The following is a 19,895-nucleotide window of genomic DNA, read 5'->3' as shown; positions in this document are numbered from 1 at the left end:
GCTTCGTTGTATTGACCCGCCTAAGTCGTGCGTTCAAGATACGAACGGTTTTGTGTCTGCCGTTATTGGTTGACTCCCGGTTCCGGCCGGTCTGCAGTTCCCGCCATGTTCGCTTCTGGCGACATTCTTATTCACCGGAGAGTAACGAGGAATCCATGAAGGTTCTTGTAGCTGTCAAACGAGTGGTCGACTACAACGTCAAAGTTCGCGTCAAAGCGGACAACAGCGGCGTTGATCTTGCGAACGTCAAGATGTCGATGAACCCTTTCTGCGAAATCGCCGTGGAAGAAGCTGTACGCCTGAAAGAGAAGGGTGTTGCGAGCGAAATCGTTGTTGTAACCATCGGCCCGACAACTGCTCAAGAGCAGCTGCGTACCGCACTGGCGCTGGGTGCTGACCGTGCCATTCTGGTTGAATCGGCCGATGAGCTGAATTCCCTGGCGGTTGCCAAACTGCTGAAAGCGGTTGTTGATAAAGAGCAGCCGCAGCTGGTGATCCTCGGCAAGCAGGCCATCGACAGCGATAACAACCAGACCGGCCAAATGCTGGGCGCGCTGACTGGTTTCGCTCAAGGCACCTTCGCTTCCAAAGTGGAAGTGGCGGGCGACAAGGTCAATGTAACCCGTGAAATCGACGGCGGTCTGCAGACCGTTGCGTTGAGCCTACCGGCTATCGTGACCACTGACCTGCGACTGAACGAGCCGCGCTATGCGTCGCTGCCGAACATCATGAAGGCCAAGAAGAAGCCGTTGGAAACTGTAACCCCGGCTGACTTGGGCGTTTCTACCGTTTCCACCGTGAAGACCCTGAAAGTCGAAGCGCCTGCTACCCGCAGCGCCGGCATCAAGGTCAAGTCTGTGGCTGAACTGGTCGAGAAACTGAAGAACGAGGCGAAGGTAATCTAAATGACTATCCTGGTTATCGCTGAACACACCAATGCCGCCTTGGCTCCTGCCACGCTGAACACAGTTGCAGCCGCAGTGAAGATCGGTGGTGACATCCACGTGCTGGTTGCGGGTGCCGCTTGCGGCGCCGCTGCCGAAGCCGCCGCAAAAATTGCTGGCGTGGCCAAGGTGCTGGTTGCTGACGACGCTGCTTTCGCGCATCAGTTGCCGGAAAACGTTGCGCCGCTGGTTGCCGAGCTGGGCAAGGGTTACAGCCACATCCTGGCTGCTGCTACCAGCAATGGTAAGAACATTCTGCCGCGCGTTGCCGCTGCACTGGACGTTGATCAGATCTCGGAAATCATCGCGGTTGAAAGCGCTGATACCTTCAAGCGTCCGATCTATGCCGGTAACGCCATCGCCACTGTGCAATCGTCCGCCGCCGTTAAAGTCATCACCGTTCGCGCCACCGGTTTCGATCCGGTTGCCGCTGAAGGCGGTAGTGCTGCTGTTGAAGCCGTTAGCGGTGCAGCGGATGCAGGCAAATCGTCTTTCGTCGGTGAAGAGCTGGCCAAATCCGACCGTCCTGAACTGACTGCTGCCAAGATCGTCGTTTCCGGCGGCCGCGGCATGCAGAACGGTGACAACTTCAAGCACCTTTACGCGCTGGCTGACAAGCTGGGCGCTGCTGTAGGTGCTTCCCGCGCCGCAGTTGACGCAGGTTTCGTACCGAACGATATGCAGGTCGGTCAGACTGGCAAGATCGTCGCGCCGCAGCTGTACATCGCCGTCGGTATTTCCGGCGCGATTCAGCATTTGGCAGGTATGAAAGACTCCAAAGTGATCGTTGCGATCAACAAGGACGAAGAAGCACCGATTTTCTCGGTAGCTGACTATGGCCTGGTTGCTGATCTGTTTGATGCTGTACCTGAGTTGGAAAAACTGGTTTAAACCCGCTTTCCCAGCTAACAAAAAACCCGCTCACTGAGCGGGTTTTTAAGTTTATAGGTTCTTGTATTTATTAGCTTTTATTTTTCCATAGCGCCTTATCCCCACACCTATCCCCACATAACCAGTCCGCGTTAAACAACTTATTTTCAAAACACGAATTTTGGGGACGTAAGAAAAAGGTTCCCCCCGTCGTTCGGGCATACCTTGAGCGCCTAGTTTTTACCTCCCCCCCCCTCCCTCTCACGCCAGATCAGCGTCAGACTTGATTGATTGTCTAATTCGTCAGCCTCGCGCGCGCGGAACGTTCTGTTGCGGCGATAGATGAACAATGCTTCCTCGCTCAACTGGTCACTGTAAAAGTTTACAACAGTGAACTTTTTGAGTAGCACGCGCATTATTCAAAGCACTTCCGTGCATATTCCAACAAGGATTGTTCGCCCATGTCGCTACGTCACTCGCTGGTTGCCCTGGCAATCACAGCCTACCTGAGTAATGCCTATGCTGGTTTCGCTGAAGGTTTTGCGGCTTATGATAAGGGCGATTTCAAAACCGCTTTGTCTGAATGGCAGCCACTTGCAGAGCAGGGCAATGCCCTCGCGCAGTCCAATCTCGGGTACATGTACGGCAACGGCCAAGGCGTGCCTCAGGACTACAAGGAAGCGGTTAAGTGGTACCGCCTCGCCGCAGAGCAGGGCGAGACTTCGGCGCAATACGATCTTGGATATGCTTACAGCAACGGCTATGGAGTGGCGCAGGATTATAAGGAAGCGGTTAAGTGGTACCACCTCGCCGCAGAGCAGGGCAATGCCGGCGCGCAATTCAATCTTGGGATTATGTACAGCAACGGCGAAGGCGTAACGCAGGACTACAAGGAAGCGGTTAAGTGGTACCACCTCGCCGCAGAGCAGGGCGATGCCAGCGCGCAGTCCAATCTCGGGTACATGTACGGCAACGGCCAAGGCGTGCCTCAGGACTACAAGGAAGCGGTTAAGTGGTACCGCCTCGCCGCAGAGCAGGGCAATGCCAGCGCGCAGGTGAATCTCGGGCTGAGGTACTACGACGGCCAAGGCGTGCCTCAGGACTACAAGGAAGCGGTTAAGTGGTACCGCCTCGCCGCAGAGCAGGGCAATGCCGGCGCGCAGTCGAATCTTGGGATTATGTACGGCAATGGCCAAGGCGTGCCTCAGGACAACAAGGAAGCCTATGCGTGGTTTTCAGTTGCTGCCGCGAATGGTTATGCGGACGCAGTCAAAGGCCGAGATATTGCTGCCAATAAGCTAACTCCTGACCAACTCGCAAAAGGTCAGGCGTTAGCCAAGGTGTACTTCAATACATACCAGCCGAAATAGTGAGCGACGTGCTTGAGTGCCTAGCAGACTCAGCGCCTCGCGCACGCGCGCGTACTGGTCCCGAAACTCAGCGTTAGCGGGCTGAATGTAAGGTTTTGTTAGGTAGCAATCGCGCAGAGCGACCAGGCTGGATGTTAGTTATTGTCAGCTTTATTTAGGCCCGTAGTCGCCTCGCTCAGCCAGAGACCGGACGCGGTAGGCCAATCCCAAAACACGAATTTTGCGGACGTAAGAAAAAGGTTCCCCCCGTCGTTCCGTTCCGGGTGCCGTCCTGACTTTTTACCCACCCCCTGCCGATGTACCAAAACTCTACGGTTTAATGAAAGATCGGCACCCTCATTCGTTCGAGTACTGGGCCGCTGTCCCTTTCAACCCACCCCTCCCGGTGTACCAAAAATTGTTGCGGTTAATGTGTGGAAGGTTCCCCCATTCGTTCGAGTGCTGGGCCGCTGTCGCTTTCGATCCACCCCTCCCCCCATGCGCTAGGTTCTCCACGGCGTACCCCTGTTGCGGGTAATTGGTGCCCCGGCCTTTCGCGTCATGTGAGCTTTTTGCGGCGGTTGGTTGTTGTTTAGTTATCAGCCTGCAAGGCACAGAACGCGTACTGTTGCTGGCTTCAATACAGCAACCGCTTCCGGCTTGCATTGCTGGCCGGGCTTTGCAGTGGTGGGCTTGCAGGCAGAATAGGAACCGTAAGCGCACGGCGCAGGATTGCGCCCGTACATAGTTCGGCTGTGAGACTGCAATTACACTCAATGGGAAGGGGGGGTCGGAGTACCTTTATTGATACTGCGGATAAACCAGCTAGATTTGTGAGCCAATAGACTCCAAATCTTTCGCTACGCAAGGAAGCGTTACATGGGATATCTCGTAAAGAACTTCTCGTCAGGCCAGTCCGTCAGCATCACCCTTGCTGAGGATGCAGACTGCCTTGAATTGGCTAAGCGAATGGCCGGCACTGGAATACGCATCAACACCATAAAAGCTAAAGCTAGCAACGCACGTATCGGCTTTCATGCCCCAGCAGGACTGACGCCGAAGAAACATTATGACGATCATCTGCGCGAGGGGTTTCTCGCTCTCACCCGAAAAGTCGATGAAGCGATATGTATAACGATACAGCCATGGGCTGATCCGCAAGCAGCACTATTGAGCCTGAAGCGTGAGGGCATTTGGGTTGTATTTTTTGGCCCGCACAACGGTGGAATAAAACTGCTTATTCAGGCCCCGCAGGAATTGCTGGTTTTGCGTGAAGAATTAGTGAGGTAGCAGACAGTAATCGGCCAAAAGCCCAGCTATTAGGCAGGGCTTAAGTGTTCAACAGATTGCGGTCTATCGCTTGCTGCTGTTACTCCAGCGACACTAATTCAATGCGGGTGATTGTCTGGATTGATCCGGCAAGTGCCCGCTCTGATTTCTCGACGTGGACGCCAGCCGCCTTGCCGCGTGCAATCTCAGCACTGATAGCGGCGCTGTATAGCCCGGCGTCGGCGGCCTTGTCTCTTAGGTCGGCCAAGTCGCTTAGATGACCGGCAAGCGTCACCTGTGCGGCCTCTATGGCGGGCGCACGCAATGCCGTTAGTGTTGTGGTGATGGTGGGGTTATCCAGCAGCCTTGCAGCCTCTCGCCTCACCGTAGCCGCACCCATTGATTTGCAGTCATAGGCGCGGCGGTATGCCTCGCAAGCGTTGCCGGTTTCGATGTACGCCAGACAGAAGGTTTCCTGTTTTGGTGTGCAAGCGCGCTCTGGCTTCATTGTTATGGCTCCCCAGTTTTGGGTGGTCATTGCGTGATTGGCGAGGCTGGGTGAACGGCGGCCAAGTCGCGCACCATGATTATTGGGCTGCGTTCAACGTCGGCCAATATCTCACCAGCATAATCAAAGATTTCTCGCAGCTCGTTAGCGCGGGCTTTGTCCGGCTCCCGGTCGATATAAGCAGCCACGGCGCGGACCATTTGAATAATCTCCTCTAGCCCCTCTTTGTCGATAGCGAATAGGTTATTCATTGCGCGCGCTCCTTGGTCTCTGGTTTTAATAAGGTGGGTTCAATTTCTGTCGCGTCATACCGCTGGCGCAGCTCAGCACCAGCAGGGCAATACCGCCCAACAGGCGCATGGCAGTCACGGCAAGGCATTAAGTGGTTGTAGAAAGCGTTACGGGCGGCCAGCCATTCAGGTGATGCCGTGACGGCGGTTTGAATGAAGTGCTGCGGCTGATCGTGGTCTTCCACCATTGGCGGCTTATTGCGATCAGGTGTCAGGGCTGGTTTCAGGTGCCAGCCTGGGTGCGGGGTGCAATTTCTCGGCTGTACCGGTTGTTCCACAGGAATGGTGGAAACAGAAAGTCGCGTGAGCGCCTTTTCAGATAGGCCGGCTTTTAGCGCCTGTTCCTCGACTTTGTGTTTTGTGGGTGGAACACATGGAACAGGTGGAACAGTCAGCAATGGCGCGGGCTGTAGCTGTTCCATGTGGTTTTGGGTACATGGAACACATGGAACAGGTGCGCCGGTTATCCGGTTGGCCAGCTCTAAAAGCCTACCCATCTCACACCTCCGTCGGCGCGAGGTGATACAGGCGCGGGGTGAACCCGTCCACCCTGACCCGCTTAGAGTAAAGGCCGGTATTGCGCTCAGTGATCCACCCGGCGGCGTCTAGTGCTGTCGTGATGCGTACCAGGTCGAAGCCCGGCACGGCACGGCGCAAGCCTTCGGCGGTAAACATCCACACACGGCGGTTATCTTCGTCGCGCCACCACCCGGCACGGTCGCGCACCACTGCGGCGGCGCTCAGTCCAGAGAACAGCGCGTCACCATGGCGCGTAATGAACTCGCACAGGCTGGCGCAGATCGTCGCGTCTTCGCCTTGGCCTTGGCCTCGGTTGCCGCTCCAAACACTGAACAGCTCCAGCATAGCGGCGTGAGCGGCACCAGCAGGAACCGGTAACAGTCCCCACTCAATAGCCAGCTCGCCGGCCATGCCCAATAAGGCGAAGCGTTCAGCGGCACGGCTTTCTTGGCCGCTCCCGCTTGGGTATTTGGCGCACAGCGAGGCGAGCACCGCGGGCAAGTCGTCAACTTCACCAGACGCCAGCAGCGCACGGATAAACGCCGGCCCGGCCTGGCCGTAGTGGGTGACGCTGGTGCGCTGGATAGCATCGGAAAACTCACGCCCACCGGGTAAGCCGTGCAAGTGATCCCAAGCGCCATGGGTGCGCCGTGCGGGAATGTCCATTAAGCGGATTTCTTGACCGGCCCGGCTGCGTTTGCCACCTTCGGCCATGTGCGCAGATAGACCCAGCTCCCCCGACGAAAACAGCACAACGCGCCAACGCTTTGTTGGTCGTGCGCCACCGTTACGGCTTGCCCTAGCCTTGCCGGTGCCGTTGGCCATGGCATACACCACAGCGCCAATCTCGCGCGGGTCAGCCTCACCTATTTCATCCAGCGCCAGCAGGGTGTCATTACGTTGCGCGGCGATACCTTCCAGCCCGTTACCGGTCGCGCGCCATGTGCGTTTGAACTGCTCGCCGTGACCCCATACCGATGCGGCTGCCTGTATGGCGCTGCTCTTACCGGTGGAACTGTCGCCAACAATGTGGAAGCCACCCCCCTGGCGTTGCAGGTGGTACAACAGCGGCCCGGCCAGTGATGCGCAAACGGCCAGCATCAGCAGCGGGTTGCCTTCACAGCGCGCGCCTATTTCGGTCTGCCACCCTTCAAGGGTGCCCGCTTGGCGGAAGTCGTCCAGGTTGGCGGCTTCGCTCTGGTAAATGGCGTCACCGTTGCCGATGTTCTCCCGCGGCATGATGAACAAGGTTGGCGAGTGCCAGCCGGTAGCCGTAGCAGCGATTACATGGCGCTTGGGGTGCTGGCCTTGAATAAAGCGGTTTAGCAGCTTGAAGGCGTCGGGGTCGATTTCAACGCCCATGTTCAGCAACTCGCCGCGCAAATCCTCACCGCTGCCTTTGAGCAAATGCATAGGCATGGCCCACTCGCGCCAATCGCCCAAGGTATTGCGGAAGCGCAGCAGGCGGCCAAAGTCGGCACCCTCGCACGCCGTTACTGCCTCGACATGCAAAGGCGAGCATATGCGCTTGTCATAGTTAACCGCCTTGCCCTTTTCTTCCTTGACCCCGTGCCACCACACACCCGGCGCATAAGTACCGGCCAGCGTTTTGGCTGGGTGGTCATAGGTGCGGAAGGTGGGGCGTTCAATCTCTGGGTGATGTGCGGCGGGAACGGTATTTGTTCCATGTGTTCCATGTGCCATTTCTTCGGTGGAACAGCTAGAAGCCCCGGCGTTACTGGCTGTTCCATGTGTTCCATGTGTTCCATCGGAAAACAGCAAACCTTGGTTTAATTCTTCGGCGGCGTTCATTGCTTAGCCCTCCAGTTGGCGAGGTCGTTAAAGTCGGTCAACTCCAGTGGTTCAGCACCCGACCATGGGGGCAGCACCAGCCCACAGCCAAGAACAGCGGCGGCTTTGATTGCAGCCGTCTTGCCGGGGTTGCCGTCGGTCATGCGGTCGTCGTCACCGGCCACGATCAATACGGCGTCGGGGTGCTGGCGCTGTAGTCGCTGGCCAGCGGGTAGCAGGTTCCCGGCATTCATGGCGCAGGCCACAGCGGCCCCGGTTTCGGCGTGGATGGTTGCCCCGGTTGCATACCCTTCACAGACGTAAAGAGGTTGGCCGGCGGTGATGATCCCAAGCGGCGAATAGCAGCCCTTGACCATGCCACCAAACAGAAAGCGCTTGCTGCCGTCCGGCTTGATGCGTTGCAGGTTCACCCGTTGGCCGTCACGCACCAGCGGTATCAGCAGCACGCCGTCGTGCTCGCGCAGGGCGTATGGGCGCACCCCTTTTGCGATCAGGTACGGGTGCGCAGGATCGGCGCGGCGGGCGTCACGCCAAATACGGTTGCCGTATTCTGCGGCGGCTTGCTGGCGCTGGTGCTGCTCGGCCTCCCGTTGCCGACGTGCCTGCTCGGTACGCTGGCGCAGGTGCTCAGCTTCTACCGTGTTGGCCGGTTCGCGGCTGCTCCATGTGTGCGAGGTGCCCGCCTTCCAGCTACCAAAACAGCCAGACGGTATCGCGTCGGCAAACGCCAAATACCAGCCGTTGTGGGTGCCGGGCTTATCGCCGGGGACGTGGAAGCGCCTGATAGTGCCGTCGGCAATGGGCAGCCAATCGAGTTGCCCTAACTCGGCTTGCATGGCGTCACGGAAGGCGATTACGCAATCCATAGCAGCACCTCCAGAGTGAACAGCAGCACTAGATCAGCGCCAGCCGGTGCAAGGGTGAACAGGTAGCGGCGCGCGGAATTTGGGCAAGCCTTCGGCGTACCCGCTGTTTTGCAGGTTTGGTTTCCCATGGGGTTATGCCCTCAGTTGTTCGAGGCGCTGGCGCGCTTTGGCGTGGTCAGTGGTCAGCATCCGGCGCTTGTTACCGGCAAAGCCCGCGTGCTCGATATGAAACGCGGTAGCCGGGAACGTGGCCGCTATGCGATCCATGGCGGCGGTGGCTTGCGCTTGCGTGGCGAACGGGCCGCAGACGCCGTAGGGGTAGCGCGGGGCGTCGGGGTGTTGGACGTAGTGGTATTGGGTGAAGCCGCCAAGCTGGATAAAGGTATTCATGCGGCCACCTTCTTGCCCTTGCGGTTCAGCATATCCAGCACCAGCAGGGCGCGGCGGCGTTCGCTAGCTGGCAGGCCGTAGCGGATCACGTCGCAGGGTTGCCCCCAGTGGTTCGGCACCTTTTCCGGGGTGCGGGTGAAGGTCAGGCCGTAGCTGTGCGCCAAGCTGCTAATGGTGCTGTGTAAGCAATGGTCGCCAATGCGTTCAGCCTCAAAGCGGTTAAGCGGACCATGGTGTAAAAGGTGCGCCAGTACCCGGCTAATCTTGCTCTGTGCCTTGGTGCGGGTGCTGCTAATATTGCCCTGTGAGTGGCTGGCTTCTGCATGTATTGGGGGGCTGGCTTTTTGCATTTAAGCCACCTCCCCAAGTTGCTCGGCTACCCACGCTTCAACCTCCAGCGAGTCCCAGCCAACAGCATGCGCGCCGGCAATGCGGCGGGCCTTGGGAAAGCGCCCCTCTTTCATCAGGTCATAGATTTTCGTGCGGCCAAGGCCGGACGCGGCCTTTACATGCGGCAAGCGCAGAATGCGGCGGGGTTGCTGTACGGTTGCGGCCATCGTCGTTGCTCCTAGGCTGGCCCCGTGGTGGGGCGGACGATGGCTATTCAATACATCAGTGAGAATCGGCACCATGCCGAGAGTCGAAGTCTCAATTATTCCGGAAAAACGCAACTGTCGAGTTTTTCCGGCTTGTCCGGAGTTGCGGACTCAATTACCCCGAGACACTCCAGCTCATTCAAACTGTGCATAAGCTTGGCGGCCAAACTGGGAACAGTTTTACGAAAACTATCGCCACCACGGAAATAGCCGACCGCTTGCGCCATGATGTTGAGCGTTAATTTGTTTCCGGTTTCTCCTTCCCAAAGCGTCAAGTCTAAGTAGGGCAGAAGCCCAAAGCCTGCCCAATCGTTATAGGCGGGTAGCTCGCGTTTGCTAGAAGTGCTTGCAGGCTGTTTTGCGCGCTCATTCTTGAGCCATCTAGAAAAGGCAGTTATCAACACGGAGTCAGTGGCCCGCAAATCCACCATTAAAGGAAACCCAGGACTCATACGCGCCTTCATAAGTCCAACGGAGGCGGCCAGTCCCTCTCGCACTGGTTCATCACAAGCGGCCATAAATTGCCAATACTCAACATCATCAGCGCTATATTCGTCTTGGCAGGCTGCGTGATCTTCAAAGTACCGTTGCCCAGCGAGGTCTCCGAATGCCATATCCCTCACTGGTGGGTGTAGAACATCGCTCAGACCCTCCTCAACTCTTAGAGGGTCTGAGCGAAATCTCTCTAAATTCCCGGGTAGCCAGTGGTCACTCCCGGGGAAGCTCTCGACGGTAATCCCTTGCTTTTTCAGCTCATCGAAACTGTCAAATAGGTGCCATCTATTCCTTAGGTGGTAAATCCACTCAGTAACCCCGAACGATTCAGCGCCTTTGTACTTCTCTAAGTCGAACCATTCAGGCAAGTCTTCAACGCGGTCTATCTTGGCCATCGTCACGCCTCCCGAGGCGTTGCCCATGCTGAATAGATCGGCTGGTCAGGCGGGTGGGTGCCCGCTTTTCTCCCCGTCGGGATAGGCCAGCCAAAACGGTTAGGCGCGCTTAAAGTCGCCTTGAATGACGTTTGCAGCGGGCGGCGTGGTGATGAATTGCGCCCATGCGTTCATCAGCTCCCGGCGCTTTTCAAAGAAGTCAGATCGGGAATATGCACTCTCTGTCTTACTGCGTTCATCATGCGCCAATGCCAGTTCACATACTTCACGGGCGTAGTGGGTGCGCTCGCTTGCCCATGTTCGAAAGGAACTGCGAAAGCCGTGATTGGTTATGTCGGCGTGGCCAATGCCATGCAATAGCAGACGCATTGCGCCCTTGTGTATAACGCCGGTTTTGCCTTGCCCGGGGAACAGATAAGGGCTGCCCTCGGTACGAGGCATGGTTTGCAACAGCGCAACGGCGGCAGGCGGTAGGGGTATGTCGAAGGCGACGCCCGTTTTCATCCTGTCGGCCGGTAGTGACCAGACGGCGTTAGTTAAATCGAACTCTGCCCAAGGTGCGAAACGCACCATGCCGGCACGCGCACCCGTTAGCAGTAATAGGCGCAGCGCAAAGGCGTCGCGGCTGTCGCTACCCTTTAGCTTAAGCATTAGTTCTGGCACGTCTTGCCACTTCATCGCGGCAAAGCGCTGCCCTTTCCTTGCGGCCTTCTTGTCGGACTTACTCAGTAGTTCGTCTAGATGCCCACTCCAGCGCGCCGGGTTATCACCATCGCGCAAGCCGTGCGCCTTGGCGGCGTCTAGCACACGCTCAATCTGACGGCGTACTTCGTCGGCAGTGCGTGTCTTGGTGCTCCAGATCGGGCGCAGCACCTTTAGCACTTGCTCGGTGCCGATGTCGCTGGCTGGCAGATTGCCGATATGGTTTAGGACGTACAGCCTTAGCTTGCGGCTCCAATCCTTGCGCCAGCCATCAGACCACTTGGCCCCATGCGCTTCTAGGTACTCATTTGCCAGCACCTCAAAGGTTATGCCGCGTGCCGCTTTAGCTCGGAGTGCCTCACGCTTGGCGAGGCGTTCAGCGTCACGGGCGGCTAGGGGGTCGTCGCCAGCTAGAAGCTGCTTACGCTTGGTGCCAGCCTCAGCCCTTGCCGCCTTTAGGCTTACGTCGGGATAGCCGCCCAAACCCATGTCGCGGCGCTTGCCGTTTAGCTGGAAGCGCAATACCCAAGACTTGCGCCCGGTGGCCTTCACCATGAGGCACAGGCCGTCACCATCTTGATAGGTGCCCGGTTCTGTCAGGTTTTCGACTTGTATAGCGCTCAGATTGCCCACGGTCACACCTTCGTCAGCGGTGTGGGAACAGAATCTATCCCCACACTTGTTCCCACACTTTTTCCCGGAAAGAGACACACCGGGGCGGATGCTTGCGGACTGATAATAGGCCGTAAGCCCCGTAATATCTAGGGCTTGAGGATGACAGCGAAAAACAGCGGACATAAAAAAACCCGCTCACTGAGCGGGTTTTTTGTATCCGGTAATTATCGGCTTCAGGCTTGATCTTGCTGTCAGCCAGCCGAACACTAGTGTCCCGCTCTACCTAATGCTCAAGTGCCTGGAGAAAGGTTCGATAGTGCTGAGCGGTCAACTCCGGTTGTTCAATCATCGGCGCATGGCCGGTATTGGGCATGATGATTACGCTGGGTTTATGCAGAAGTGGCCGCATGACTTCAACGCTGGACACGTCTAATACTCGGTCTTCGGCTCCCCAGATGATTAACGTGGGTGCCTGGATCTTGTTCAGCTCAGGTTCCAACGGGACATAGCGCTCGACCAAGTGGGCAAAGACTTGATCGTAATGTGCACTGTTACGTGCGGCCTGTTCGGCGAAATAGCCTTTAAGTGATTCAGGCAGATAGGGCGGCTTTACGAAGATGAATGCCAGTAAGCGTTGAAAGTCCTCTGGGCTTTTTACAACCAGTGGATTAGCTTCGCCGCGCTTTAGGCGCAGGCGAAGTTCACTGGGTTGCGGCGAGTTGATGCCTGCGTTGTCGAGTAGCGCCAGTGAGGTTATTCGCTTTGGGTAGCGTGCGGCGTAAAGCGCGCTGATGTGGCCACCCATGGAGTTGCCGATTAGGTGCAACTGATTCAACTCCAACGCGTCAATGATGTCAGCCAGGCGTTCAGTCTGCGTGCCGATATCGTAACTGCCAGCGGGCTTGCTGCTCGCACCAAAGCCGGGCAAGTCGAGGGCAATGACACGGTAATCCTGAGTAAGGTGGCGGGCGATGCGTAGCCAATTGTCTTTATTGGCGGCAAAACCATGCACCATCAGGATGGTTTGTGCGCCGCTTGGACCGCCTTCGTAGTAATGAATGTTAAGATCGTTCACGCTGATTTGCTTGAGGCTTAGCCCTGCGCGTTGTCTCTCTATGAGTTGCATGCTGGCCAGCAAAGTGGCCGGCGACAGATAGAGCAGTACGGCGCTGCCCATGAGCAAGAGAATCAAGCCAAAGATAAGTTTTTTCATGACAGGTCTTTATCGCGAATTAGTATGAGTGCGTATTAAGCTAGCATGAAGAAGCCACCGTCCAGTCTGCATCTGACAACACCTATACAAGATTAAGTCGAGAATTCGCTAATGCTTGAGCGCGGTTTATATAAATCGATTTTGCTGCTACTCGGTATGCTACTGGTGCCCATGGCTGCCGTAGCTGCAGGTAAATGCGAGCGCTTGGTCGCTACGGGTAATCCGGAGTACCCACCTTATTTGTGGCGCGACCCACAGAATCCGCAGAAGCTGATCGGCGCTAATGCCGACTTGCTACAACACCTAGCCAAGGAGCTGGGCGTAGTCGTAGACATCATTTATACCGGGCCTTGGTCGCGAGCGCAGGATGAGGTTCGTACCGGCCGTGTCGACTTGCTTGCGGGTGCTTTTCTCACCCTGCCGCGCTTGGAGGTGATGGACTATGTCCATCCGGCGTTTTACTTAACGTCCAGTGTGGTATGGGTGCACCGTGGCGCAGAGTTCCCTTACGCTGGCTGGGAAGACCTGCGTGAGCGCACGGGCGATACCTTAGTCAATAACAGTTTTGGTCAGCAGTTCGATGCTTATGCTAAGAGCAACCTTTCACTTGAAGGTGTATCCAGTCTGACTCAGGCCTTCCGCAAGCTTTTGCTGGGCCGCACTGATTATGTCTTGTATGAGCGTTATCCCGGTCAGGCAATGGCTGACAGCCTGGGGATGCAGAATGATTTGCTGGTGCTTGATCCGCCAATCTCCAGTGAAGGCCTGTACCTGACCTTGTCGCATAATTCGTCCTGTAATGACCCTTGGCTTCGCGGCATGCTGGCGAAGAAAATGACTGAAGCAGTGGCCAGCGATTTGCCACAAGCCCTGTTGCAACGCAACCTGCAACGCTGGGCCGATCAACAGCCCGTCCCCGCCGGTGTGACAAAACAGTAGGAAATTTCGTGATTAATCGATTTGTCTGTGCGGTCTTGCTACCGCTTATGCTCAGCGCCTGTGTAACTGACCCGGCCCCTCACGAGCAGTTGCGTTTAACTGAGCAAGCGCTCAGTCAAGCCGCTGCGCTGGGTCTATCTGCCGAGCAATCGCCTGCGCTGCATCTTGCCGAAGACAAGCTCGCCTCAGCGCAAGCTGCAATGCAGGACGAAGATTACAAACAGGCGCGGGTGTATGCCGAGCAGGCAGAGTTGGACGCCCGTCTTGCTGAAGCGCAATACCTAAATGCAAAGAGCGTGCAACAGCTGGCAGAGTTGAATAACGCCATTAATCGCCTGCGTAAACAGCTGGGGGCCATGCAATGAAACGCTTTCAAGCTGTTTTGAGTGCCGCATTAAGCGCGCTGCTGTTGAGCGGTTGCGCCTCATCAATGCACTCCAGTGACCAGGCTTTGGCGGCCGCACACGAGGCTTACCAGCAGGTTAGGGAAGACGCAGATGTGCTTCGCAGCGCGCCCAAAGATCTTATTCGTGCCGGTGAGTCGCTGGCCAAAGCAGATCGTTTGTCGAGCTATTGGGGTAGCTCGGATGATGTCGTGCACTATGCCTACTTGAGCCAGCAGTACTCTGCGATTGCTGGGCAGAAGAGCACCCTCAATCTGAATCAGGAGCGCGCGGTCAAGCTAGAGCTGGAGCGTCAGCGCCTGCAGCTAGTCCTGCGCGAAGCCAAGCTGCTGAGTATTCAGGATCAGAGCAGCTGGCTTGAGGAACAGATGATCAGCTTGGCGACCACCCAGAGCGAGCGTGGCTTGGTGATGACCTTGGGTGATGTGTTATTTGATGCTGGACACAGTGATCTAAACGTTTCGGCTAACCGTACCGTACTGAAGCTGGTGCAGTTTCTGCAGTTAAACCCCCGCCGTATCGTCCGTATTGAGGGCTATACCGACAGCCGTGGTGATGCTCAGGAAAACCTCGAACTCTCCCGTACGCGTGCGCAAGCGGTTGCTGACGCACTGGTTGATTTGGGCGTCGATGCCAAGCGTATCGAGGTGCAGGGCCATGGTGAGAGCTTCCCGGTGACTGAGAATGCATCGGCCAAAGGCCGTGCACAGAATCGTCGGGTCGAGATTGTCTTTTCAGATGAGCAAGGTCATCTCGGCTCATCACGCTGAGTTTCGGCGATTTTTAAAAACCTGGTGCGCCAGGTTTTTTATTGCCGCTTATTAGTTAGGCACAGTCTGAGTAAATGCTAAGTGAACCGTAACAGTCGCTGGCGCAGGCGCACTGTAACGCTCACAATTGAGTGAGTTGTACCGGCGTACTTTCGATAAGCCGGTTTACTGTTACGGTTCAGTCAAGCAGGAACGTGGTTATGACCAGTCTGTTGCTATATCAGCGCATTGCCCAGCAACTGGCGGAAGACATTCGCCGTGGCGTTTATCAGCCCGGTGAACGTGTGCCGTCGGTGCGCAAGATGAGCGCGCAGCTCAGTGTTAGCCATGCCACGGTGCTGCAGGCCTACGCCAACCTGGAAGATCAGGGCTTGATCCGCGCAAGGCCGCAATCGGGTTTCTATGTCCACCAGACCCCAGCCTTGACTGCGCCGACTCCAGACATCGCGCGGGTCGAGCGTCCGGGCTTAGTTACGCGCAGCAGTATTATTAACCAAGTGCTAACCGAGTCACGCCGCGAGGGGGTTTTCCCATTGGGCGCCGCCGTGCCACACGTGGATTACCTGCCGGTGCGCGCGTTGCACCAGCAGTTGGCCAAGGTCACTCGTTTTCATAGTGCGCGAGCCTTCAGCTATATGTTCAGCCCCGGTTTCGAGCCGTTGCGCCGCCAAGTGGCGATCCGCATGCGCGACGCAGGCGTAGTGGTCGATCCGACCGAAGTGGTGATCACCCACGGCTGTGTCGATGCTTTGCAGATGAGCCTGCGCGTGCTGACTAAGCCGGGAGACCTGATCGCCACCGAATCGCCCACTTACTATGGCTTGTTGCAGTTGGCTGACCTGCTTGGCTTGAAAGTCATCGAGATACCCAGCGACCCGACTACCGGCATCAGCCTGGAAGCCCTGCAATTGGCGGCTAATCAGTGGCCGATCAAAGCACTGGTGTTGACCGCGCGCCTGAGCAACCCGCTGGGTGGCACCATTCCTGAGCAGCGTCAGCGTCAGTTGCTGCGTCTGGCCAGTGATTACGATATTCAGATCATCGAGGATGATATCTACGGTGAATTGATGTTCGAGCAAGGGCCGACTAAGGCCCTCAAGTCCCATGACCGTGAAGGACGGGTGGTGTACTGCTCAAGCTTTTCCAAGACCCTCTCACCCGGTGTGCGCATCGGCTGGATTGTGGCCGGTAAGTATCAGGATGAAATCCAGCGTCTGCAGACCTTCAGTACTCACTCGGCGTGCAGCGTGACGCAGATGGCGGTGGCGGCTTATCTGGAGAACGGGGGGTATGACCGTCATTTACGCTTTATCCGTCAGGAATACCGTAAGAACCTCAGCGCCTTCCAGTTGGCAGTGCAGCAGTATTTCCCCGAAGGCACGCAAATGACTCGACCCAAGGGTGGCTTTATTCTCTGGGTCAGCCTGCCGGCGCGGGTCAACACCAAGGACCTGCACGTCAGCGCTTTGCAGCAGGGCATCAGTATCGCGCCGGGGTTGATTTTCAGTAATACCGAGCAGTTCAACCATTGCATTCGTTTGAACTGTGGCATCCCGTGGAATCGCGAAGCCGAGCGCGCATTGATGACTCTGGGCATGCTCGCCGGGCAGTTGTGTCAGGACGGAGCAGCCAGTTTTAACCTGGCTTAACCCGATTTAGGCAAAAGTGGCGTCTACCTGAGCGAAGGTTTTATTTGATCGCTCAGGAGCTGTGTCCATGTCTGCTACCCACGTACTGCTTACCCGTCCTCTGCTGGCGGGTTTTGCCGCCGGCGTACTGTTCAGCCTCGGTGCGTGCAGCGCCGCCAATCCCGAAGCGCCGGCCAAGTCAGTTAGTAACCCGGTATTGGCTGATCAACTTCGCACCAGCGTACCCGGCGAGCTGCACGAGGCGCTGGCCGCTTCGGCTGAGTTAGAGCGCAAGCGTGAAGTGGCCGGCAAGTCCGTAATGCCCAGCGTGGCTTATGCGCCGCTGCAGATGCCCATATCCAACATGCAAGCTGACGCTACGCTGCCTGGTTATCGCGATGAGAGCCGTGAGCAGTATCAGGCGCTGGCCGATAACCCCGTGCATGCCGTCACTGAGGCGCCCGTATCGACCTTCAGCATTGATGTCGATACGGGTAGCTACGCCAATGTGCGGCGGTTTCTCAATCATGGGCAGTTGCCGCCTCGGGATGCAGTGCGCCTGGAGGAGTTGGTCAACTATTTCCCCTATGCCTATCCGCTGCCGGCCGGTGATGTACCTTTCGGTATTCATACCGAACTGGCCGCCACGCCGTGGAACCCAGAAAGTCGTCTGCTGCGTATCGCTATCAAGGCCTCCGACCTGCGGGTAGACGAACTGCCACCGGCCAACTTGGTATTTCTGGTGGATGTCTCCGGCTCGATGGATCGCCGCGATGGGCTGCCGCTGGTGCAAAGCACCTTAAAGCTGCTGGTTGAGCAGCTGCGCGCTCAGGACAAGGTGTCACTGGTGGTCTATGCCGGCTCTTCCAGTGTGGTGCTGGAGCCAACTGCGGGCAGCGATAAAGCCAAGATTCGTGCCGCGATTGATCAGCTGACTGCCGGCGGCTCTACCGCCGGTGAGTCGGGTATTCAGCTGGCCTATCAGCAAGCGCAGCAGGGTTTTATCAAGGATGGGATCAACCGTATTCTGCTGGCCACCGATGGCGACTTTAACGTCGGTATCAGTGATTTTGCGGCGCTTAAGCAACTGGCCGCCGACAAGCGCCAGACCGGCGTATCGCTGACCACCCTCGGTTTTGGCACTGACAACTACAACGAGCAACTGATGGAGCAATTGGCTGATGCCGGCGACGGCAATTATGCCTATATCGACAACCTGCGTGAGGCGCGCAAAGTGCTGGTCGATCAGCTCAGCTCGACCCTGGCTACGGTGGCCAGCGATGTGAAAATCCAGGTCGAGTTCAACCCGGCGCAGGTCAGCGAATATCGCCTGCTGGGTTACGAAAACCGTGCACTAAAGCGCGAGGATTTCAGCAACGACAAGGTCGACGCCGGTGAGATTGGTGCAGGCCATACAGTAACTGCGCTTTATGAGGTGATGCCCGTGGGTGGCAACGGCTGGTTGGAGCCGCTGCGCTATCAGGCGGCTGTAAAAGCCGATAGCAAGGCTGGTGAACTGGCCTGGTTGCGTATTCGCTACAAAGCGCCGGGGCAGGCCGCCAGTAAGCTGCTTGAGCAAGCCATTAAGGTGGCCGATGTACCGGCTATTAGCCGCGCCAGTGAAGACCTGCGCTTTGCCGCCGCAGTGGCTGCGTTTGCCCAACAGCTCAAGGACGATCAATACACCGGGGGCTTCAGTTTGGCAGACAGCGCCGAACTGGCACGCCACGCCAAGGGTGAAGATCGCTTCGGCTTTCGTGCCGAATTTGTGCAGCTGGTGGAACTGGCGCAGAGCCTGCAAACTGCGACATCACCTACCACGACCTCACGAGTGCAGCAGTGAATCGACCCCTCACGGATGACGACGTCGCCTTGTTGCGGCGTTACCGCCGCGGCGATGCGGCGGCTTTCGCCGAGTTGTATCAACGCCATCGGCTTGGCTTGTTCCGCTTTCTACTCGGCTTGTGTGGCGACCACGCCTTGGCCGAGGAAGTGTTTCAGGACACCTGGATGAGCTTGATCCGCAGCCAGAGCGAGCAGCGTGAAGCTGTTCAGTTCAAGACTTGGCTGTATCAGATCGGTCGCAACCGGCTGATCGATCATTGGCGCAAGCATGGTCGGCATCAGGCGGGGCATGCTGAGTACGATGAACAGCAGCATGCCCCGCACGACCCGCAACCGAACCCCGAGCAGCTGCTGAGCCTCAGTCGTGATCAGCAGCGCTTGCAGGCTGCACTGAAAGATTTGCCAGATGAGCAGCGCGAAGTGTTTTTGCTGCGCGCTCATGGTGATCTGGAGCTGGCCGAGATTGCCGAGTTGACCCAGATACCCGCCGAGACAGTGAAAAGCCGATTGCGCTATGCCCTGCAGAAGTTACGTCGGCTGTTGGCTGACCCGGCCGCCGAGGAGTTGCCCGTATGAACCACGATCAACACATATCCGATGAGCAGGAACGGCAAATGCTTGAGCATTTCCGCCAGCACAGCGGCGGCGAGCCCAGTGCCCAGCTTGATGCACAGATTCTCGCCGCGGCCAGCGCCGCAGTGCGCAATAAAACGGCTGTAGACGCCAAGCCTAGCGTGAGCGAGCGCCTGCACTGCTGGTTATTCGGTGTTGGCGGCCGGCAACGCTGGTCGCTGGCCTTGGCTGGAGTCGCGTGCCTGGGCATCGGTGTGAGCCTGACCTGGCGCACCCTTGAGCAAATACCCGATTCATTTGATGGCGTACCCGGCGGCGCACTGATGACGCCTAATACTGCCAAAATGGCAGCGCACTCGGCGCCTCAGATAGAGTCTACTGCGGTTGCTGATGAGGCGCAGCACTCACGCTCGGCTCAGTCTGCCCCGGTAATCCAGGGCTACAGTGCCGATAAGGCCAAGGTCGAGAAAAAGCTGGCGACTGGCGCGGCCAGCCAATCGCAGGGTAACGTGCAAGCGGTCGAGGCGTTAAATGAGCTACTGCCGCAAGCTGCTCGTGCACCCGCTCAGCGAGCCTTAGGTAACGCGGCTGAGCCGGCAGTCAGTCAAGCCGAGCAGCACCTGCACAATGAGCTGCAGCGGTTGCTTAGCCTACGCCGTGATGGCTGGGCTGACGAAGCAGATGCCTTACTGCTGCAACTGATGCGTAAGCACCCTGAGCTTGATATCGACGCGCAGTTGCAGCAACTTCAGCCGCCAGACTGAGACTGTTTGGCGTGTCTGCTGAGCAGTGCCTTGCACTGAGTTATGTCCACTGCAATGTGCTGCGCTGTTACCTACCGTAGAGATTGTTGGCTTGCTATAAGCCATAGGCTGGGGCGAGCATAGCGGCCTGTATCTCTTT

22 protein-coding genes are annotated in these 19,895 nt (G+C 57.2%); 11 read left to right on the top strand and 11 right to left on the bottom strand.

Going from position 1 to position 19,895, the window contains the following annotated elements:
• Nucleotides 1-155: 155 nt before the first annotated feature.
• The 4 genes from BMZ32_RS00580 (at nucleotide 156) to BMZ32_RS00560 (ending at nucleotide 4,453) form a co-directional block, all read left to right on the top strand.
• The gene (locus tag BMZ32_RS00580; protein ID WP_090238068.1) at nucleotides 156-905 is read left to right on the top strand and encodes an electron transfer flavoprotein subunit beta/FixA family protein; all 750 of its coding nucleotides are present in this window, start codon (nucleotides 156-158) and stop codon (nucleotides 903-905) included.
• Entirely contained in the window at nucleotides 906-1,835 is a 930-nt protein-coding gene (locus BMZ32_RS00575; protein WP_090238065.1) for an electron transfer flavoprotein subunit alpha/FixB family protein, read from the top strand.
• Nucleotides 1,836-2,275: 440 nt separating this feature from the next.
• The gene (locus BMZ32_RS00565; RefSeq protein ID WP_090238059.1) at nucleotides 2,276-3,184 is read left to right on the top strand and encodes a tetratricopeptide repeat protein; all 909 of its coding nucleotides are present in this window, start codon (nucleotides 2,276-2,278) and stop codon (nucleotides 3,182-3,184) included.
• Between the two features lie 858 nt (nucleotides 3,185-4,042).
• On the top strand, nucleotides 4,043-4,453 hold the full coding sequence (locus tag BMZ32_RS00560; RefSeq protein ID WP_090238056.1) for a carbon storage regulator: 411 nt from the start codon (nucleotides 4,043-4,045) through the stop codon (nucleotides 4,451-4,453).
• Nucleotides 4,454-4,532: 79 nt separating this feature from the next.
• On the opposite strand, the gene BMZ32_RS00555 is transcribed toward BMZ32_RS00560, so the two are convergent.
• From BMZ32_RS00555 to BMZ32_RS00505, 11 genes are all read right to left on the bottom strand, one after another.
• Complete coding sequence (locus BMZ32_RS00555) at nucleotides 4,533-4,940, bottom strand: terminase small subunit (RefSeq protein WP_167376703.1); 408 nt, start codon at nucleotides 4,938-4,940, stop codon at nucleotides 4,533-4,535.
• A gap of 26 nt (nucleotides 4,941-4,966) precedes the next feature.
• The gene (locus tag BMZ32_RS00550; protein ID WP_090238050.1) at nucleotides 4,967-5,191 is read right to left on the bottom strand and encodes a hypothetical protein; all 225 of its coding nucleotides are present in this window, start codon (nucleotides 5,189-5,191) and stop codon (nucleotides 4,967-4,969) included.
• Complete coding sequence (locus tag BMZ32_RS19275) at nucleotides 5,188-5,652, bottom strand: hypothetical protein (protein ID WP_139213932.1); 465 nt, start codon at nucleotides 5,650-5,652, stop codon at nucleotides 5,188-5,190. The genes BMZ32_RS00550 and BMZ32_RS19275 overlap by 4 nt, the downstream gene beginning before the upstream one ends.
• A gap of 76 nt (nucleotides 5,653-5,728) precedes the next feature.
• Nucleotides 5,729-7,561 (bottom strand): DUF927 domain-containing protein, encoded by a 1,833-nt coding sequence (locus BMZ32_RS00540; RefSeq protein ID WP_090238045.1) that lies wholly within the window; start codon nucleotides 7,559-7,561, stop codon nucleotides 5,729-5,731.
• Nucleotides 7,558-8,427, bottom strand: coding sequence for a toprim domain-containing protein (locus BMZ32_RS00535; RefSeq protein WP_090238040.1), 870 nt, complete (start codon nucleotides 8,425-8,427; stop codon nucleotides 7,558-7,560). The genes BMZ32_RS00540 and BMZ32_RS00535 overlap by 4 nt, the downstream gene beginning before the upstream one ends.
• 132 nt (nucleotides 8,428-8,559) lie before the next feature.
• Complete coding sequence (locus tag BMZ32_RS00530) at nucleotides 8,560-8,817, bottom strand: hypothetical protein (protein WP_090238037.1); 258 nt, start codon at nucleotides 8,815-8,817, stop codon at nucleotides 8,560-8,562.
• Complete coding sequence (locus tag BMZ32_RS00525) at nucleotides 8,814-9,167, bottom strand: hypothetical protein (RefSeq protein ID WP_090238034.1); 354 nt, start codon at nucleotides 9,165-9,167, stop codon at nucleotides 8,814-8,816. Before BMZ32_RS00525 ends, BMZ32_RS00530 begins: the two co-directional genes overlap by 4 nt.
• Entirely contained in the window at nucleotides 9,168-9,374 is a 207-nt protein-coding gene (locus tag BMZ32_RS00520) for an AlpA family phage regulatory protein (protein WP_090238031.1), read from the bottom strand.
• Between the two features lie 95 nt (nucleotides 9,375-9,469).
• Entirely contained in the window at nucleotides 9,470-10,303 is an 834-nt protein-coding gene (locus BMZ32_RS00515; RefSeq protein WP_090238028.1) for a DUF6387 family protein, read from the bottom strand.
• Nucleotides 10,304-10,402: 99 nt separating this feature from the next.
• The gene (locus tag BMZ32_RS00510; RefSeq protein WP_090238025.1) at nucleotides 10,403-11,638 is read right to left on the bottom strand and encodes a tyrosine-type recombinase/integrase; all 1,236 of its coding nucleotides are present in this window, start codon (nucleotides 11,636-11,638) and stop codon (nucleotides 10,403-10,405) included.
• Nucleotides 11,639-11,903: 265 nt separating this feature from the next.
• Entirely contained in the window at nucleotides 11,904-12,833 is a 930-nt protein-coding gene (locus BMZ32_RS00505) for an alpha/beta fold hydrolase (RefSeq protein WP_090238022.1), read from the bottom strand.
• Nucleotides 12,834-12,944: 111 nt separating this feature from the next.
• Between BMZ32_RS00505 and BMZ32_RS00500 the strand changes: the two genes are divergently transcribed.
• The 7 genes from BMZ32_RS00500 to BMZ32_RS00470 all read left to right on the top strand — a co-directional run bounded on the left by BMZ32_RS00500 (nucleotide 12,945) and on the right by BMZ32_RS00470 (nucleotide 19,756).
• Nucleotides 12,945-13,772 carry a substrate-binding periplasmic protein gene (locus tag BMZ32_RS00500; protein ID WP_090238019.1) on the top strand — a complete coding sequence of 276 codons (828 nt, stop codon included), beginning with the start codon at nucleotides 12,945-12,947 and terminating at the stop codon, nucleotides 13,770-13,772.
• Between the two features lie 8 nt (nucleotides 13,773-13,780).
• Entirely contained in the window at nucleotides 13,781-14,137 is a 357-nt protein-coding gene (locus BMZ32_RS00495) for a DUF4398 domain-containing protein (RefSeq protein ID WP_090238015.1), read from the top strand.
• Complete coding sequence (locus BMZ32_RS00490; RefSeq protein WP_090238012.1) at nucleotides 14,134-14,946, top strand: OmpA family protein; 813 nt, start codon at nucleotides 14,134-14,136, stop codon at nucleotides 14,944-14,946. The genes BMZ32_RS00495 and BMZ32_RS00490 overlap by 4 nt, the downstream gene beginning before the upstream one ends.
• 200 nt (nucleotides 14,947-15,146) lie before the next feature.
• Entirely contained in the window at nucleotides 15,147-16,595 is a 1,449-nt protein-coding gene (locus BMZ32_RS00485; RefSeq protein ID WP_090238009.1) for an aminotransferase-like domain-containing protein, read from the top strand.
• 67 nt (nucleotides 16,596-16,662) lie between these two features.
• A complete protein-coding gene (locus tag BMZ32_RS00480; RefSeq protein WP_090238006.1) occupies nucleotides 16,663-18,417 on the top strand; it encodes a vWA domain-containing protein in 1,755 nt (584 codons plus the stop codon).
• Nucleotides 18,414-18,995: an RNA polymerase sigma factor gene (locus tag BMZ32_RS00475; protein WP_090238003.1), complete on the top strand. Its 582-nt coding sequence runs from the start codon at nucleotides 18,414-18,416 to the stop codon at nucleotides 18,993-18,995. The genes BMZ32_RS00480 and BMZ32_RS00475 overlap by 4 nt, the downstream gene beginning before the upstream one ends.
• Nucleotides 18,992-19,756, top strand: coding sequence for a hypothetical protein (locus BMZ32_RS00470; RefSeq protein ID WP_090237999.1), 765 nt, complete (start codon nucleotides 18,992-18,994; stop codon nucleotides 19,754-19,756). The genes BMZ32_RS00475 and BMZ32_RS00470 overlap by 4 nt, the downstream gene beginning before the upstream one ends.
• Nucleotides 19,757-19,895: the final 139 nt, after the last annotated feature.

The organism is Pseudomonas guineae, assembly GCF_900113745.1.
GTDB classification, from domain to species: Bacteria; Pseudomonadota; Gammaproteobacteria; order Pseudomonadales; family Pseudomonadaceae; genus Aquipseudomonas; species Aquipseudomonas guineae.
This window is presented reverse-complemented; position numbering and strand designations above follow the sequence as displayed.

What these genes read in the sequence shown, in the direction of transcription:
- BMZ32_RS00580 (WP_090238068.1), top strand. Translation starts at nt 156, where the DNA reads ATGAAGGTTCTTGTAGCTGTCAAACGAGTGGTCGACTACAACGTCAAA.
- BMZ32_RS00575 (WP_090238065.1), top strand. Translation starts at nt 906, where the DNA reads ATGACTATCCTGGTTATCGCTGAACACACCAATGCCGCCTTGGCTCCT.
- BMZ32_RS00565 (WP_090238059.1), top strand. Translation starts at nt 2,276, where the DNA reads ATGTCGCTACGTCACTCGCTGGTTGCCCTGGCAATCACAGCCTACCTG.
- BMZ32_RS00560 (WP_090238056.1), top strand. Translation starts at nt 4,043, where the DNA reads ATGGGATATCTCGTAAAGAACTTCTCGTCAGGCCAGTCCGTCAGCATC.
- BMZ32_RS00555 (WP_167376703.1), bottom strand. Translation starts at nt 4,940, where the DNA reads ATGAAGCCAGAGCGCGCTTGCACACCAAAACAGGAAACCTTCTGTCTG.
- BMZ32_RS00550 (WP_090238050.1), bottom strand. Translation starts at nt 5,191, where the DNA reads ATGAATAACCTATTCGCTATCGACAAAGAGGGGCTAGAGGAGATTATT.
- BMZ32_RS19275 (WP_139213932.1), bottom strand. Translation starts at nt 5,652, where the DNA reads ATGGAACAGCTACAGCCCGCGCCATTGCTGACTGTTCCACCTGTTCCA.
- BMZ32_RS00540 (WP_090238045.1), bottom strand. Translation starts at nt 7,561, where the DNA reads ATGAACGCCGCCGAAGAATTAAACCAAGGTTTGCTGTTTTCCGATGGA.
- BMZ32_RS00535 (WP_090238040.1), bottom strand. Translation starts at nt 8,427, where the DNA reads ATGGATTGCGTAATCGCCTTCCGTGACGCCATGCAAGCCGAGTTAGGG.
- BMZ32_RS00530 (WP_090238037.1), bottom strand. Translation starts at nt 8,817, where the DNA reads ATGAATACCTTTATCCAGCTTGGCGGCTTCACCCAATACCACTACGTC.
- BMZ32_RS00525 (WP_090238034.1), bottom strand. Translation starts at nt 9,167, where the DNA reads ATGCAAAAAGCCAGCCCCCCAATACATGCAGAAGCCAGCCACTCACAG.
- BMZ32_RS00520 (WP_090238031.1), bottom strand. Translation starts at nt 9,374, where the DNA reads ATGGCCGCAACCGTACAGCAACCCCGCCGCATTCTGCGCTTGCCGCAT.
- BMZ32_RS00515 (WP_090238028.1), bottom strand. Translation starts at nt 10,303, where the DNA reads ATGGCCAAGATAGACCGCGTTGAAGACTTGCCTGAATGGTTCGACTTA.
- BMZ32_RS00505 (WP_090238022.1), bottom strand. Translation starts at nt 12,833, where the DNA reads ATGAAAAAACTTATCTTTGGCTTGATTCTCTTGCTCATGGGCAGCGCC.
- BMZ32_RS00500 (WP_090238019.1), top strand. Translation starts at nt 12,945, where the DNA reads ATGCTTGAGCGCGGTTTATATAAATCGATTTTGCTGCTACTCGGTATG.
- BMZ32_RS00490 (WP_090238012.1), top strand. Translation starts at nt 14,134, where the DNA reads ATGAAACGCTTTCAAGCTGTTTTGAGTGCCGCATTAAGCGCGCTGCTG.
- BMZ32_RS00485 (WP_090238009.1), top strand. Translation starts at nt 15,147, where the DNA reads ATGACCAGTCTGTTGCTATATCAGCGCATTGCCCAGCAACTGGCGGAA.
- BMZ32_RS00480 (WP_090238006.1), top strand. Translation starts at nt 16,663, where the DNA reads ATGTCTGCTACCCACGTACTGCTTACCCGTCCTCTGCTGGCGGGTTTT.
- BMZ32_RS00470 (WP_090237999.1), top strand. Translation starts at nt 18,992, where the DNA reads ATGAACCACGATCAACACATATCCGATGAGCAGGAACGGCAAATGCTT.